Source organism: Pseudaeromonas pectinilytica (assembly GCF_054780855.1).
This window is the reverse complement of record NZ_BAAGVN010000357.1, coordinates 1-15,054: the sequence shown is the minus strand read 5'-3', so window position 1 is coordinate 15,054 and position 15,054 is coordinate 1. Positions and strand designations below refer to the sequence as shown.

Below are 15,054 nucleotides of genomic sequence, written 5' to 3'. Positions count from 1 at the left end.
AGGCCCTATCCCAGTTACCTGTCGTAAATCGAGAGGGATGGAGTCTGGACGAAAAGCAGACCGTTGGCGGCACGGACGCCACCTCCGAGCCAACATGGATGTTTTTACGGCGTGTCTGCGTTCGCCCTGACTCCTGAATACGGGCTTGATGCCGAGTTTTGATCCGAACAACGCATAACTGGGACGGCGCCAATAAAAAGCCCCCGCCAGTGATGGCGGGGGCTTGTGGCTTGCAGCCTGAAACAGGCTGATATCAGGTCGAACGTTTATTGCGCGGAGATGCTGTACTTCAAGGTACTGTCGTTGAAGGTCACCTTATAGGTACCAACCACGGTCGTGGCAATATCCTTGCCGGCTTTCTCAGCCACACCATCGGCATTGTTGTCACCATAGTTGGTGGCCCAATCGCCATTGACGTCCAGCTTGAAGCGCTGGGCGCCATTGGCATCCCCCGCTCCGCTGAAGCTGATGTTGATCTGCCAGGTGTTGTCGGCCACCAGCGTCATGGCACTGGTGCCCCAACTGTTCGGCGTGCCGCGGAAGTAGAGCTGAGCCAGGTTCTTCTTGAACGTCACCACATCCTGCACCGTCACCACCGAGCTGGCGGTACTGGTCTGGCCGTCATTATCCGTGACCGTGACGGTCACGGTATAGGTACCGGCTGCCGTGAAGGTCCGCGTCAATGAACTGGTGGTTTCTCCGGTGTTCCAGCTATAGCTCTGGATGGTGCCATCGCTGTCGGTAGAACCAGCAGCACTGAAGGTCACACTGCTCCCGGTGCTGACCGTGGTACTGGAGGGCGTGAGCACGGCAACCGGAGGTTTCGGCGTCACCGGGCAAGTCACCCGATAAGCCAGGGTTGCATCGTTGACTTCGACAATACAGGTCCCCACCAGCGTGGTGTAGATATCCGTGCCGGTCAGATCCAGTTTGCCATCCTTGTTGGTATCGCCATAGTTCTGCGACCAATCCCCTTTCACGTCAAACTTGAAGCGCTGATTGGCTTGGCCATCCAGGACCACGCTGGTGCGCCAGGTATTGGCGGCCACTAGCGTCATCGGCGTCGCCACCCAGGCGTTCGGAGTTCCACGGAAGTAGAGCTGGGCAAAGTTATGGACCGGGGTCGTATCCTTGAGGGTCAAGGTCACTTGCGCGGTATTGGTTGCGCCCTGGTTGTCGGTTACCGTCACACTGATGGTCTGGGTCTGGTTGACCGTGACCGCAATGCTGGGGGTGGTTGCACCCGTGCTCCACAGATAGCTGGCAATCGATCCATCGCTATCGGTAGAGCCGGCGGCGCTCAGGGTCACCACTGTGCCCTTGTCCACGGTTTGACTGGCCGGAGTAATGCTGGCCACGGGTGCCTGATTAACCGGAACCGTCAAGGTCACCGACGCCGAAGCAGTAGCGCCCTGATTGTCAGTGACCGTCAAGGTTACCGTCTGGGTGCTATTCACCGTCAAATTAATCGACGCCGTTGTCGCCCCGGTACTCCACTTGTAGCTGGCAATGGAACCATCCGGGTCGCTAGAACCGGCACCACTGAGGGCAACCACAGTGCCTGCAGTAACCGTCTGGCTCGCCGGTGTAATCACGGCAAGCGGTGACTTGTTAACATTCGGCGCCCCTTCGCTGATCACGCCACTGCTCAGTGACCAGACTCCGGCGGCGGTCTTGTAGTTGGAGCCACCATTGTTATCCCAGGTGCCGCTGCAGTTGTTGGGTACAAACTCCAGCTGTGTCCCGGTGCTCAGATCGACGGTGTAAGAGTACCAACCTTCACCAAGACTGTTCATCACAGCGCCCGGAGACGTGGTCCAGGTTCCGGCATCGACACGGTAGTGCAGGCAGGCCTTGGTCCAGCTGGTGTTCTTGTAGTAGATGGTGGTGTTGAGCACCAGATCCGCCGGTTTACCGGAAGTGACCGAGCCATCGTCATTGATGGTGTAGGTCCCCTCGGTCAACAACACACCGCTCGCGCTCGGTTTGTAGTTGCTGTCTAACGGCTCCAGATAACGGACATAGAGACCATTCACATCGCCGCTATAGGTATCACTCAGACGGAAGTAACGGGCACTGCCACTGAGCGGAGCGACCGACTGATTCTCCCAACTGGTGCTGCCATCTTCCTTGGTATCGACGCTGAGGCCTGTGAGGTTATCTTCACTGCCCTCGACATAGACGGTCACCTTCTTGCTCGGTGCCTTGTCGCTAAAGAAAGCATGTTCACCGGCGATGGGGCCGTTGATATCCTCGACCTTCTTGGTGCCTTCCATCTTGTAGCGACCGGCGCCGACATAGACCTGCTGGATATCACTCTTGGTGACGTTACCCTTGGCATCAGTCGCCTCGATGTAATAGTCGAGCAACTGGTCGCGGTAGGCGTTCAGATAGGTGTAGTAGAGATTACCGATCTTCTTGGCCGGAACCACCTGGAAGGCGGCCGTGCTGGACGGCTGCCAGCTGACACCATTGATGTCGGCGGAGAGATCCCGCTCCTTCATGCTGTAGCTGACCCAATCCCCCACGTTGGCCGGATTGACATTGTCTTCCCCGGCATGGGCCATTGGATCATACAACTGATAGGTCTTGTCTTTGGGATCGGCACTCTTGGCGGTGTGCACGCGAACCTTGACCTGGATATCGGCGACATCGCTGACGTCATAGGCATAGGTGTAGATGGCAAACTCGTTGTCCATGTACATCTTGGCCCAACCTTCGGCCTTGGAGGCGTTGGCACTACCCGGGTTGTACGGATAACGCTGGGGCCACCAGACCGAAGGACCCGTCTTGTCTTTAGCCAGATTGGCCGCGACATAGGGCTCGGTAAAGTGCAGTGACTGATTGAACGAGATAGTGGGTTTGACGCCATCATCGACGTTTTCATCATAGTAACCGAAGCCAGAGTCGATACTGGCCATCAGGAAGTACCAGCCCAGCTCGGCCGGATTGGCGCCACCGGCATAGTCCTTACTGGCATCACCCTTCACCGGATAAGAGAGCATCCAGGGGTTCAGCTGGTTGCCCGGATAGGTGACCTGCTTATCCAGTGCCGTGGTCGGTGACCAGTAGGTCGGATGGGTATCCAGCCAGATTTGCTCGGCAGTCTTGGCATAGTTCTCGGCCGCCTGCAGCAAGGCAAAGTTGCGCTCCAGGTAGTGATAACCATATTCCAGAGACGGCAGATGCTGGCGCAGATCGCCGTTAGCCGCATATTGCGAGGTATAGCTGGTGCCATTGGCCGTGTTAAAGGCGGCTAACTGACCGTTCCACACCCCCATCGGCAGATGCCAGTGATACCAGGTCGGATCGGCAGACGAATCCCGCGTATCGATCCAGGAACCATCCTGCACATGCACCACATCGGCGGCCGGGATCGGATTGGCTTTCAGGTATTCATCGACCCCTTGCCCCACCACGCCCGAATCCGAGTAGGTGACATAACCGGAGTTCTTCCAGGTACCGCCATCACCGGCACGACCCGAGCTGTTATCGCCGTCATGGGCGATGACGAAATACTGGGTCCGACCCATGGCCGCAGCGGCGGACTCATAGGGCTTGATAGCCGCAGCCGTCACCGATCCTTGGTAACCTTCTTCCCAGGAGCTGGCCTGCTCGACCGGAATACCGGCGACCTTGGAGACAGCACCGGTTTCCGGGTTGACGTATTGCACCCAGTGCGGGATCGAGGCAAACGGGAACTTGTTCTGGGTAACTTGCTTCTCGTTGAACATCGCCAGCGACACCCAGGATCCGACATTACTTTCGTTCTGCAGATCGGCGCGGTTCGGCGGTGAAATGACGGTATCGACACCCGGATCATTCAGATACGGATAGTCCTTCAACGTCCGCGAATAGTGGACGTTGCCCAGTACCGACCAGGTGATGCCCAGCTTGTTCAACACCGGGATCAGGCGCTCGGAGAACCCCAGCTCTGTCGGGAAGAAGCCCTTGGACGAGGTGAAACCACTGCCGATGAAATAAGGCTGCGCCAGCGTCACGTTTTGATAGATCAGGTCCTTGAGGAAATAATCGTTGCCCACCAGCGGCCCCATGCTGTGGTGACCGGTGAAGTGGATGGTATCCAGCGCCTTGAAGCCATTGCTGGTCTTGTAAGTCTGCTGGGTAGAGCGCCAGTAGTTACCCCAGCCGGAGGGGTAGCCATCCTGGTTGCCGAGCTCGGCGAAGCTCTGCACGTTATTGATCACCGCCGCCGACATGGTGACGTGGGTCTGGCTCATGGGGTGGCTGCCACTGTTGCTGGCAGCGGTTTCCATCGGCCAGCTCAGATAGGCGCCCTTCTTCGCATGGTGCGCATAGTAGGACTCCAGATCGTCGTGAGGCATCGGCGTCGTGGTCTTCGGAATATAGAAACTGTAGCCAGCAGGCGGGCTGGCCTTGAGCTGTTTGACCTGTCCGTCATACATGTAACGGACAGCAGATCCGACCGCCTGACTGTCATACTTGCTGACGTCATAGTAGGGCCAGAAATTGGGCATGTGATTGTGATAGATATGGGTGGCTGATACGGTGGCCTGAGCGGGAGCCGCCGCCATACCCATCAGCACGCCCAGGGCGACGGCCGAGGCTTTAAGCCCCCACCATTGCGGTTGCGCTACCTTCGTGTTTTGCATTATTAAACGCTTTCCTTGTCATATCGGACCAGTCCCTTACTCGGCATCGGCCTGCATCATGGCAGACCCACCTGACAGGTTGCGAAGTAACCACAACCTGCAGGCCCCACAGTGAAGACAACAGCAAGAGCGACCATGGGTCTCATCAAGCCCGGGTGGAATTAAGCCGGACACCTTGGCATCCGGCTTGTGGGTTCGGCCATACTCCAGGCCGAACATCTTTTACTCGGCGGGAAGGCCGCTGTGGTTACTTCAACCAGTTGCCATCGGCACCGACTTTCCCCGGGCCATTCAGTACATAGGCACCGATGGAATACGGATTGACGGTGAAGGTCAGGCTGCCATTGCCAACCGTGACTTCACGACCGGTCACGGCATCGCGATAGGTACCGTTCTTGACACCAGAAACCGTGATGCTCTGGCTAGAGCCCGTGGCCAGACCAACGATCGCATAGCTGGTGCCAGCATCGCGCACGAAGCTCATGCCATTGCCCCACTCGTTGACACTCAGCATGGTCCCCTTCTGCAGAGCCGGGACGGCCTTACGGATCTGGTTCAGACGCTTGATGTGCTGATAGAGCGGATGGGCTTGCAGCGTAGCGCGATTGGCCAGCTTGTCGCCGAAGTAGGCGCGGCCGGTTTGATCCACGGTGTCACTATTGCCACTGATATCCTGCGGCAAGCCCGCCTGGAACATCACTTCCTCACCGTAATAGAGGGAAGGAATACCGCGCACTGTCCACAGCAGGTTGTAAGCCAGAGCCGCATTCGCTGGCTCACCGCCATAACGATATTTGAAGTCGTTATCCGGCCCCACATCATGGTTCTGGAAGAAGGTCACCAGTTGGGTCGGATCGGCATAGGTCCAGTCATAGTCCAGTATGCCCTTGACGCCGCCGAGCGAACCCTTGGTGACGTTGTCACGGAAGGTGGAGAACAGCGGGAAGTCAAACACCGAGAGCTTGGAGTCGCCGCTGGGCTGGGACTTGCTGCTACCGGTACGGGTGAACCACCAGGGGCGGATTTCGGCGGACGCGTTATCGTTGGTGATCTCGGAACCAAAACCGGCGCCCTTGACCAGCACTTCGCCGAACACAAACAGCCCTGGCTTATGAGCCTGCCAGTTCTGGGTATAGGTCAGCAGCTCATTACGCTCGATATGCTTGGCGGTATCCAGACGGATGGCATCGACACCCATGTCCAGATACTTGTGGATAGCACCATTCATATAATCTTTAACGTTCTGGTTTTCAGTGGCCAGATCGACGCAGTCACCCGCCATATGTTTGCGTTGCAGGGAGCGCGGATTTTCCCAATCGCCACCGGACATGAAGCCATCCAGGTGGTACCAGGTCGGATCCAGAGTTGCCGCATCGATGCCGAAGAAACGATTCGCATCAAAGCCAGCCTTTGGCAGCGTAGTGCCGGTCTTGGGATCAACAAACGGCGTCACACCTTGCGGGTCACTGTTGTGCAAGGCCTGGAACCAGGACGGTGCCACGGCGTTGTCGTTGTCATCCCGGTTAGCGGACTTGTAGTCGCCCAGGTTGCCCTGGTAAGGACCGTTATTGACCAGCCCCTGAGTCGAACCGGTCGGGACGTAATACTTGACCGGCAGGTGATCAATCCACACCTCATCCCGAATACCGTATTGGCTGGAGTGGTTGATGACCACGTCCTGGATCACCTTCATCCCCTTGGCGTGAGCCGCGTTGATGAAATCCTGATAGGTGGCATCGGTTGATTCCAGACGGGGATCGACCTTGTACCAGTCATAGGCATGGTAACCGTGATAGTCGAGACCGGAGCGGTTCTCTACCGGCGGCGTCACCCAAATCGCGGTGAAACCCAGATCCTTGATGTAATCCAGCTGGGCAATCAAGCCCTTGAAGTCACCGCGCCAGTGCGGATCCCCGGCCTTATAGCGATCGCGGTTGTAGTAGTTGTTGCTGGTATCCCCATCATTGAAGCGCGCCGTCAGCACGAAATAAATGGTCTCACCACGGAAATCACCACTGGAGACCTGAGCGCCTACCGTGTAGGTGAAGGTGCTCTTGCCCTGATTATTGGCAGCATCGACGGCTAGCGTCTTCACCGTCAGATCGGCGGCAGAGCCAGCCACCTTATCCTCGGCGGTAAAGGTCTGACCGCTGTAGAGGGTGGAGCTGGTCGTCGGCTCGGTGCCATCCAGCGTGAAATAGATCTTGGGAGTGGCATCGGTATTGTCGGTCACACTCAGTTTCACGAACTGGGTGCTGGTGTAGCTACCGGCAGCCGGATCGGCGTTCACCACCGGAGCCTGAGTGTCCACCACTCCTTGCGCGGTCGCCGTCACCTGCTTGCTGGTCGCGTTGAAACAGACCTTGTAGCTGGTATCTGCCGCAACTACATAGTCTGCGGTCGGATAGGCTTCGGTCCAGTCGCCCTTGTGGTCGATCTTGAAGCGTGGATTGGTGCTGGCGGCGCCAAACTGCTGAGTCGTACAGTAAAGCCCATCGGTGCCCAGCGTCATCGCCGTGGCAGCCCAACCATTCGGGGTGCCGCGGAAATACCAGTTATCGACCGGAGTCGCCGTCAGGGTAAAGACAAAGCTCTGTTGCTGCTGGTTGCCGCTGGCATCCACGCTCAGCGTCTTGATGGTCAGGGTGCCCGTCGCAGGGGAAAGAATGGTTTCACCGGCATACAGCTTGGAAGCTGTCGTCGGGGGGGGGCCATCCAGGGTGTAGTAGACCTTGGCAGCGGTATCCAGGTTGTCGCTAACCGTCAGCTTGATGGATTGCGCCCCGACATAGCTACCGGCGGCCGGGGTGGTGGCGGCAACGGGAGCCTGGGTATCGACCACCTGGCTGGCGGTCGCTGTCACGACCTTGCTGGTCGGATTGATACAAACTTTGTAGCTGGTATTCGCCGCGACCACATAATCGGCCGCCGGATAGGCTTCTTTCCAATCCCCATAACGGTCAATCTTGAAGCGTGGACTGGTACTGGCGGCGCCAAATGTCTGGTCACTGCAATACTGGCCATCGGCTTGCAAGGTCATCGCCGTGGCAACCCAGCTGTTCGAGGTCCCGCGGAAGAACCATTCATTGACCGGATTCGGAGTGCTGTTGCAACTGCTGACCGCCGTTGCCGTCACCGCATTGGTGCTGGTGTTGATCGCGATCTTGTAGCTGGTGTTGGCGTTGACCACATAGTCAGTCGCCGGATAAGACACACTCCAGTCGCCATAACGGTCGATCTTGAAGCGCGGGCCGCCGGTGGCATCCCCGGAGGTGAAACTCTGGCAGGTTTCGTACTGGGTCGCGGTCACAGCGGTCATGGCAGTCGCCACCCAACTGTTCGCCGTGCCCCGGAAGTAATAGTCCGCCATGGCTGGCAGGCTCACGCCAACGAGCAGGCAAGCACCCGCTGGCATCATCCATTTTTTCATGACATTTCCTTGTTGTTGTTGAGCCGGAGTGGGCGAACGCTGTGTACCGCTTCGCCTTGTTATTTTTTTAGGGTGTAGTGATTGCACACGCATGTGCGCCAGAAAGGCTAAACCTATTGCCTGCTTATTTTCTTCTCTATCAACAGTTCTGTGATCGCCGACTTAGTAACCGCTTACAATTTGCGAGCGGTAGCGCTTTCAAGCATTATCCGTGGTGAGGCATAGATGAAAAAAACCAATGGAGACAATAAGTAATAGGATTGGTGACCGCGAAAAATCGGCGCGAAAACGAGGGGCGACAGCGTGTCGAAGCCGGGCACTGAAACGAAGGAAGGAACAATAGATAAAATGAATAACGAGGCCTTAAAAGCCTCGTTTTATGCAATCAAAACTGATAGTTGAATACCACGCCCTGCGCCTCATCCTCAAGGATGGCGGGATACAAAGAGAACTGCTGACCACTCGGCGTGGTAAATAAATAGTCAAAGCCAACGGCAATGGCCGCCCCGGCAATCACATCACGCCAGTAGTGCTCATGGGCACTGACCCGCGACCAACCGACCGCACCAGCAGCCAGATAAGCCGGAACCCCATACTCCCAGCCATACCGCATCTGTAGGTAGCCAGCGCCACTGAATGCCAAGGCGCTATGGCCGGATGGGAAGCTCTGCTCCTCGCCATTGGGCCGGGTGGCATCCACCGTGTGTTTCAACACTTCCACCGTCACCACGGTAGAGCCCAGGGCATAACCAAACTGCTGTAGCCCTTCGGTATCGCCCTGATACCAGGAGAAGCCTGCCGCCAACGCCGGCAAGGCATATTGACCGATGTCACCATAGGTTTCGAAGGCACTCTTCGCCTGCACCGGTAATGCCAGAAGGCTTGCCAGTACCAGATATCCAACTCTCATCCCTGCTCCCGTGATCATCCTGGGCCCGCCATATGCAGGCCCGAAAGGCGCTTATCCTAGCACCGGGATCGACAAAGAAAAGGAGAAAAAGGATCCAAACTACGGCAAAAGTGCAACGGGAGAAAATCTCTTATAGTGAGGACGGCTCTGGCAATAGGCCCTGCAACCAGTGCAAGGTAGGTGCTATGACCTCAGCGGCCGGTATCTCGTCACCAGACTCGTATTCCAGACTCAGCATGCCTCGGTAGCCCTCTTGCTGCAGGGTCGACAAAAAGCGCGACCAGAAGGCGGCATCATGCCCCTGCCCCGGCAAACAATAGCGCCAACTGCGTGGCCCTTCGCGCTCATCCCGCGGATCCAGTAACCCCCACATCGCCTGTTGCTGTGGATCGGCACACCAATCTTTGAGATGGACATGGGCCAGAGCGTCCCCGAGCAGGGGAATGGCCTGCAGCGGATCCATCCCCTGCCACCAGAAATGGCTCGGATCCAGATTGGCGGCGATGGCAGGGCCACAGGCGGCACGCAACTGCAGCAGAGTCCCCGGCGAATGCACTAGAAAGCCACCGTGCATCTCTAGGGCGATCGTGACACCGGCATCTGCCGCCAGACGGGCGATACCCTGCCAGTAGGGGATCAGCTGCTGCTCCCAGACCTGATGATAGTAATCGCTGTTCTCGTAGGGCCAACTGACCACAGGCCAGTTCAAATGGGGCGCTGCACCCGGCACGGCCGCGCTCCCGCCGACGCCAGAGAAGGTGACCACAGTGCGGATCCCCAAGGCCGAGGCCAGCGCTATGGTCTGTCGCAGGGTCTGATCGGCGAGGGCCGCCCGCACCGGATCCGGATGCAGCGGATTACTATGGCAGGAGAGCACCTGAGGGCGCACACCGGCATCCAGGCACTGTTGCCACCATTGCTGGCGCAAGGTCGGGTTGGCGAGTAAGCGCTCCCGTGGGCAGTGGTAAGCACCCGGATAGCCGCCCGCGCCCAGCTCCAGATAACGGATGCCCTGGTCGCAGGCATAATCCAGCACGGCAGCTAGGGGTTGCGGATTGAACGCGGCACTGAAGAATCCCCACTGCCAGGGTGACGAGGCAGGGGCCTGTGGCGACTCAGGCCACACCACGGGCGCTTCCCAGGAACTGCATCAATTCATCCGAAGGTAATGGGCGGGAGAAGTGATAACCCTGCACGACTTCGACGCCGAGCGACTCGACGAACGCCAGCTCTTCGGGACTCTCCACTCCCTCGGCCACCAGGCTCAAGGAGAGGGAGCGCGCCAGCTGGATAATCGCCTTGACGATCTGCTGGTTATCCTGATGCTGATGAATATTGGTGACAAAGCTGCGATCGATTTTCAGCGCATCCAGCGGAAAGCGGCTCAGATAACCGAGGTTGGAGTAGCCGGTACCGAAGTCATCGATGCTGATCTTGACCCCCAATTGCCGCAACTGCTCGAAGTAGCGTCGCACCGGGGTCGCTCCCTCCATCACCACCCCTTCGGTCAATTCCAGCTCCAGTCGGGAGCCCGGATACCCCAGCCGCGCCATCCGGCTGATCAGCCGAGGCACAAAATCATGCTGATGCACCTGTACCGCCGACATATTCACCGCGATGGGCAACAGCGGTAAACCCTGCCGCTGCCAAGCCAGATTCTGCTTCATCGCCTCCTCCAGCACCCAGTCGCCGATGTCCAGGATCAGTCGGGATTGCTCGGCGACAGGAATGAACTGGTCTGGCGGCACTATGCCCAGCTCGGCATTATGCCAGCGTAGCAGCACCTCCATGCCGACCATCTCATGGCTGCCAGCCTGGATCTTCGGCTGATAATGCAGATAGAACTCGTCGCGCCGGATCGCCTCCTTGAGGTGTTGTTCGATACCGATGCGCCGCAAGTTCTCCTGCCCCATCCGCGAATTGAACTCCACCAGCCGGTTCTTGCCATGGGTCTTGGCGTAGTACATAGCCATGTCAGCATTGCGGATCAGGGTATCGTAGTCGTTACCATCCTCCGGGTAGGTACTCATGCCGATGCTACAGGAGACGGCGAACTCGACCTCATTGAGGGTCACCGGCACCTCGAACAGATGGCGCAATTGTTGTCCGGCGCGCAGCGCGGCCAGCCGATTGAGTTGCTGACCCAGTACCACCACAAATTCATCGCCGCCAAAGCGTCCCAGCGCGTCATAGGGCCCAATAAAGCCCTCCAACCGCTCGGCGATCTGCTTGAGAATGCTATCGCCCACCCCATGACCCCGGGTGTCATTGAGATCCTTGAAATTATCCAGATCGATGAAAAACAGCGCCACGCACTGATGGGCCAGCTGCGCCCGCTGCAAAATAGATTCAAAACTGGCAGCCAGAGCCGGACGATTGGCCAGATTGGTCAGGTAATCGTGGTGCGCCATATGGCGCAACATCAACTCGGCACGTTTACGCTCGGTGATATCCCGCGCCATGCCAGCGGTGCCAATCACCTTGCCCTTGCGATCAAACAGCGGCACCTTCAAGGTCTCGGCCCAGGCTTCGCGCCCCCCTTCTCCGGTAATGGTTTCCTCCCGTTGCAGGGACTCGCCACTTTCCAGCACCCGCCGATCGTCGGCGATATAAGCGGCGGCGGCATCCGGCGTGGACAGGTCATGATCCGTCAATCCGACCAGAGACTTGGGTTGGCGGCCGAAGGTTTTGCCAAACTGGGCATTCACAAACAAGAAGCGCGATTGGGTATCTTTGACCCAGGTCAGATCCGGGATGCTGTCCATCAAAGCCTGCATATGCTCGCCCGTCTGGAGCAGATGGCGATTCTGACGCCACGCCCGGAGCAGCACCAGTAATAGCCCGGCCAGGACCAGCAGCAGAACAGGAACCACCCAAGAATCAAAATCCACACCCGGCAACATACTGGCTTCCTGTAGATGAAAGATGAATACGGCTCCTAGAAACCGGACCTGGCGAAGCACAGTGCCGATAGCGGAGCAAAGACAGCAATCGCTCCATTAGAGTGGATCCCGATGCAAAGGCATACTCTGACCAGTCATTGATGTTCGGAGTTGCAGATGTCATCACGATTCAGGGGTCAAAATGACCACACACCGCGAATTAACCCTGATTTATGTAATTGAATTGCAACGTAAAAAGCCTCATTTGGAGCCCAGCACATCGATATGAACATAGTGCGGAATAAAGTTCCACGCCAGTAGCAAAAGAGCCACATAACCCCCTGCCAAGCCCCCTTTCAGCGACAAAAAAAAGGCCCCGGAGCAATCGGGGCCTGATAAAACAACGAACCGAGGGAGCAGCCGAGGTTCAACCGGCGCTGCTGACTCTCATCCATTCGGCACTCGGGGTTGACCAACGTTTGGGCCACAACACTCGCAAATCCAGTGGCGATTGCAGACGCCCGGCCAGTTCATCCGCCAAGTCACCATGCCCCAAGAACAGATCGGCCCGCACCCGGCCCTTGATGGCGCCGCCCTTATCCTGGGCGATCACCACCCGGGAAAACGGTGTCTGATCCGGCCACTGGCTGCGGATCTTCAGCGGCGTGCCCAGGGGAATGTGGCGCGAGTCCACCGCCACACTGCGGTAGGGGGTCAAGCCCGATTTCAACGCCATGGCACCGGGCGGGCCAACGTGCTTCTCCTGCCGCCGGTCGATGTCATAGAAGACGTAGGATTCATTGTGCTGGAACAACCAGTCGACCCGCTCTGGATTCTTCTGCACCCAGGCCTTGATCGCCTGCATGCTCATCTGCTCACGGGGCACCTCACCGGCATCAATCAACACCCGACCAATCGAGGTATAGCCATGATTGTTCTTGGTGGCATAGGTCAGTTTTACCGTGCTGTTATCCGGCAACACCACCCGTCCTGAGCCCTGCACGCCGAGGCTGTAGGCATCAAACTTGTCGCAATACATCAACACAGCCCGCTGCAATGCAGCGGAAGGCACGGTCTCGATCTGGCGCCGGGTCAGATAGGGCACCCCCTTGCGCAGATCGCTGGGCGTGCCATACACCGGATAGTTGAGGCGAGCGGTCGGCCGCCAGCTGCAGCGCAGTTGCGCCTCCATATAGCCGGTCAACAGGCCATGGCCATCGTCCAGGGCATACTCATCAAAGTTCTGCTGGAAGAAACGGGCGGCCGCGGCAGGCGTCTTGGCGGTGCGCTGGGCTTGCCAGCACAGGCTCTGCCACTGCATCCCCAGGCGCGAACAGGAGTTGAGAAACGCCTGCAGCGCCTCTTGCTGCTGCCGATCTTCGCCGACCAGCGAGGCCGGGAGCCGATGGGTAACTGGCTTGGCGGCCGGACGGGAGGCGACCGAGGTGGAAGCTGGCGGTGTGGAAGAGCAGGCGGCTACCAGCAGCAGGCAACCGAGTAACTTCTTGGACATACGTGGATCCTGATAACAGTTCAATGGCCAATCGCGGCACAACTGCCGCACAGCATAATCGATTTGTCCCTACCGACAGAAGCATGAGTCTCGGATCACAAACCTTTACAAAATTTAAAGCTCTCAATGAGTCTTTACTTGGTGCTATGGCAAGCTAGCGACCGTGGTTCAATTATTGACCACAGAACGCAATCACACTTACTCATTCCACTCATAACAACGTCAATAAAACTCCAGCAAGGATGACGCGATGACGATAAAAACAGCACAGGGATCTCAACGCCCCACCGCAAAACTGGTTCCGATCCTGGTCAGTGCACTGTTACTGGCCGCCTGCGGGGGCGGCGGTGATAAAGAACTGCACACCGACGTCTACAAGGCGACCACCCAAGCCAGCGATCCGGCCGCCACCGCGGCGACACAAAGTGTCATGCTGTACCTGGCCGCGCTGAGTAACGACACCACTCCTGGCGTGCTGGCGGGTCAGAATACCGGCCACGGCGATCAGATCCTCAACCTCACCGGCACGGTCGGCTATGCGCCGCTCATCGATGAGCTGGAGCTGCAGACCGGCGAAGCCCCGGCAGTCGTGGGCCTGGATTACGAATATGACCAGATCTTCACCCCGACCCAGTTGAGCAACGCCAACCAGAAGCTGATCGAGCACTGGCAGACCGGGGGGCTCGTCACCATCAACTGGAGTCCGAATAACCCCTGGTGGAATGACGAAAGCGATCTGACCAACAATCCTGGCGGCGGTAGCCTGACCCGCACATCCGGTGGCGATATGACCCAGGTCAAGCTGGCCGATCTGGTCACGACTGGAACCAGCGCGCATACCGTCTGGCGCACCAAGCTCGACCGTATCGCAGCTGCGCTCAAGGAGTTGCAAGATGCAGGCGTCGTGGTGCTGTGGCGGCCGATGCAGGAGATGAATGGCAGTTGGTTCTGGTGGGGCATCAGCACCCAGTCCACCAATTGCAGCGGCTACACCAATCTGTGGAAGGACATGTACACCTATTTCACCCAGGTGAAAGGGCTGCACAATCTGCTGTGGGTCTACTCCCCGAACCGGGGTCCGGAAACCACCAACGAAAGCTACGGCATCGCCTCGGTCGATTGGTGCTATCCGGGTGCGGACTATGTGGATGTCGTTGCTGGCACCCGCTATAACGACTCCCTCTCCATTGCCGATTACAGCAAATACAAGTCCTTCGACAAACCGCTGGGCATGGGGGAATACGGCCCGACGCTGGGTGGCACAGCCGCGACCGAGGGCAGCTATGACACCCGCAACTATGCCACCACTCTGGCGCAGTACCCGGCCATCGGCTATTGGGTCAGTTGGCATGACTGGAACAACGGCGACGGCACCCGGGAGCATCAGGCCATGGTGGGCAATCTCAACACCACAGAGCTGCTGCAAGATGCCGCCGTCATCACCCGCAGCGAGGTCAACCTGAACTACGGCACCGAGTAACCTCACCGTGCCACACCATAACCAAGTGCCCCTCAGGCTTCCTGTCAGTCGATTAGTGAAGGCGAGATAGCCTATTGAGCCAATCGTTGGCGGCAGGGATGCCGCCATCGAGCCCCCATGGAACTGTCTCTTGATCACAAGTCGTGCTCAAGAGACAGTGCCAACACATAGCCTTCAAGGATGGATTGCAATACAAACCATCCTT

General features: G+C 57.9%; 7 protein-coding genes. 1 reads left to right on the top strand and 6 read right to left on the bottom strand.

Features of this window, described 5'->3' with window-relative positions; genetic code table 11:
• Window positions 1-266: 266 nt before the first annotated feature.
• The 6 genes from ACYVG7_RS19105 to mltA form a co-directional block, all read right to left on the bottom strand.
• The gene (locus ACYVG7_RS19105; protein WP_460884690.1) at window positions 267-4,634 is read right to left on the bottom strand and encodes a PKD domain-containing protein; all 4,368 of its coding nucleotides are present in this window, start codon (window positions 4,632-4,634) and stop codon (window positions 267-269) included.
• A 247-nt stretch (window positions 4,635-4,881) separates the two neighbouring features.
• Entirely contained in the window at window positions 4,882-8,064 is a 3,183-nt protein-coding gene (locus ACYVG7_RS19100; RefSeq protein WP_460884689.1) for an alpha-amylase family glycosyl hydrolase, read from the bottom strand.
• A gap of 385 nt (window positions 8,065-8,449) precedes the next feature.
• Window positions 8,450-8,974, bottom strand: a complete 525-nt coding sequence (locus tag ACYVG7_RS19095) for a phosphatase PAP2 family protein (protein ID WP_460884688.1) — start codon at window positions 8,972-8,974, stop codon at window positions 8,450-8,452.
• 130 nt (window positions 8,975-9,104) lie between these two features.
• Window positions 9,105-10,103 carry a sugar phosphate isomerase/epimerase family protein gene (locus ACYVG7_RS19090; protein ID WP_460884687.1) on the bottom strand — a complete coding sequence of 333 codons (999 nt, stop codon included), beginning with the start codon at window positions 10,101-10,103 and terminating at the stop codon, window positions 9,105-9,107.
• The gene (locus ACYVG7_RS19085; RefSeq protein WP_460884686.1) at window positions 10,090-11,877 is read right to left on the bottom strand and encodes a putative bifunctional diguanylate cyclase/phosphodiesterase; all 1,788 of its coding nucleotides are present in this window, start codon (window positions 11,875-11,877) and stop codon (window positions 10,090-10,092) included. Before ACYVG7_RS19085 ends, ACYVG7_RS19090 begins: the two co-directional genes overlap by 14 nt.
• Window positions 11,878-12,283: 406 nt before the next feature.
• Window positions 12,284-13,369 (bottom strand): murein transglycosylase A, encoded by a 1,086-nt coding sequence (gene mltA / locus ACYVG7_RS19080; protein ID WP_460884685.1) that lies wholly within the window; start codon window positions 13,367-13,369, stop codon window positions 12,284-12,286.
• Window positions 13,370-13,619: 250 nt separating this feature from the next.
• On the opposite strand from mltA, the gene ACYVG7_RS19075 reads away from it, so the two are divergent.
• On the top strand, window positions 13,620-14,849 hold the full coding sequence (locus ACYVG7_RS19075; protein ID WP_460884684.1) for a glycoside hydrolase family 26 protein: 1,230 nt from the start codon (window positions 13,620-13,622) through the stop codon (window positions 14,847-14,849).
• Window positions 14,850-15,054 lie beyond the last annotated feature (205 nt).

Bases quoted from the DNA above. Each gene is read 5' to 3' on its own strand.
- ACYVG7_RS19105 (WP_460884690.1), bottom strand. From the start codon at position 4,634: ATGCAAAACACGAAGGTAGCGCAACCGCAATGGTGGGGGCTTAAAGCC.
- ACYVG7_RS19100 (WP_460884689.1), bottom strand. From the start codon at position 8,064: ATGAAAAAATGGATGATGCCAGCGGGTGCTTGCCTGCTCGTTGGCGTG.
- ACYVG7_RS19095 (WP_460884688.1), bottom strand. From the start codon at position 8,974: ATGAGAGTTGGATATCTGGTACTGGCAAGCCTTCTGGCATTACCGGTG.
- ACYVG7_RS19085 (WP_460884686.1), bottom strand. From the start codon at position 11,877: ATGTTGCCGGGTGTGGATTTTGATTCTTGGGTGGTTCCTGTTCTGCTG.
- mltA (WP_460884685.1), bottom strand. From the start codon at position 13,369: ATGTCCAAGAAGTTACTCGGTTGCCTGCTGCTGGTAGCCGCCTGCTCT.
- ACYVG7_RS19075 (WP_460884684.1), top strand. From the start codon at position 13,620: ATGACGATAAAAACAGCACAGGGATCTCAACGCCCCACCGCAAAACTG.